This window comes from Vibrio sp. 10N.237.312.B06 (genome assembly GCF_041464685.1).
Classification (GTDB): domain Bacteria; phylum Pseudomonadota; class Gammaproteobacteria; order Enterobacterales; family Vibrionaceae; genus Vibrio; species Vibrio tasmaniensis_A.
Genome location: NZ_JBFSPI010000196.1, coordinates 1 through 1407 on the forward strand (window position 1 = coordinate 1; position 1407 = coordinate 1407).

1 protein-coding gene is annotated in these 1407 nt (G+C 43.6%); it reads left to right on the forward strand.

Annotated elements, in window-relative coordinates; translation table 11 throughout:
- Positions 1–1319, forward strand: a 1319-nt coding sequence (locus AB6C75_RS23485; RefSeq protein ID WP_372109515.1) for an ISNCY family transposase, incomplete at its 5' end; no start/stop codon positions are given.
- Positions 1320–1407 lie beyond the last annotated feature (88 nt).

Below are 1407 nucleotides of genomic sequence, written 5' to 3' on the forward strand. Positions count from 1 at the left end.
CCCCCATTACCTTAAAGCAACAAGTTCAAGCTCTTATAAAGACCAAGTATTACGACTTTAACATGCTTCATCTCGCCGATATGTTAGAGGTATTTGAAGGTATCAAAGTAAAACGGGAGACGCTTCGTACCTGGGCACATGAAATCCATCATGTAAAACGAGCCAAACATCGACGTTCTAAGGTAAGAAGACGACGTGAGCGTATGGAAGCCGAAGGCTTAATGCTGCAAATGGACGGCAGTCCGCATCTTTGGTTCGGTGATAAAAAATCCTGTCTTATCGCCATGATTGATGATGCAACCAGTGAGGTTCATGCGGAGTTTTTTCCTTCAGAAACCACCGAAGGATGCCTCAAAGTAATGAAAACTTATATCAAGAAAAAAGGGCTTTTTAAGACTCTGTATGTCGATAGAGCTGGCATCTTCGGTGGACCAAAACGTTGCCACTTCTCCCAGATGCAACGAGCCTGTGAAGAGCTGGGTATAGAAATTATTTTTGCCAATTCGCCTCAAGGCAAGGGTCGCATCGAACGTGCCTTTGATACGTTCCAAGATCGTCTAGTCCCTGAGTTAAGACTGGCTGGGGTTACTGATATGATCAGTGCAAATAACTACCTACAAAATACCTTCATCCCTGAGTATTGGGCAACGACCCTCACAGTCAACGCCAAATTAATGCGCTCTGAGCATACACCCGTTCCGAAGTACCTCAACATTGACGCGATATGTATTCAAAAAGAATATCGAAAAATCCGTCGAGATCATACCTTCAGTTACGCCAACGCAATGTATCAAATCACCTCCCCATTACGGCACTCTATCGTGAGTCAACAAGTCGAATTACGTAAGCAACTTGATGGTGGTTTTACGGCTTACTTTGCCGACCGAGAGTTATCGATTAAAGAGCTTACTGAGCCTAGCTCTAGGAAAGAATACGGAGAAGAGGTTCAGAAAAAGATCGAGGCTATAGAGCTTGCCAATGAGTTAGGGAATGTTAGAGAAGCGGCCCGACAAAGCGGTTGTTCTGTCAAAAGCATTCACAACAACCGTCAATTACTTGAAGCCCATGGCCCACTTGCTTTGAAACGTCTGTATGGTCAATCACACAACAATAATCGCATCGATGAAAAGACTCGAAATATCGTCATCTCATTAACACTCAAATCGCCTCACCTAACCTCTATTAGGATAAGTGGTGAGATGAGAAAGCGTTTTAACATCTCGATTAGTCACTCAACAGTAAGGAACATCTGGCTTGAAGAAAAGCTGAATACAAGAGAGTTACGGGAGGCACGTGCCGAGGAATCAATTATCGAATAGAAACTAATCTGCAATAGTGGACTACTATGAATAAAGCAACGACAGAATCCTTCGGTATTTAGACCGTCAACCTCCCTCGGTAATCACA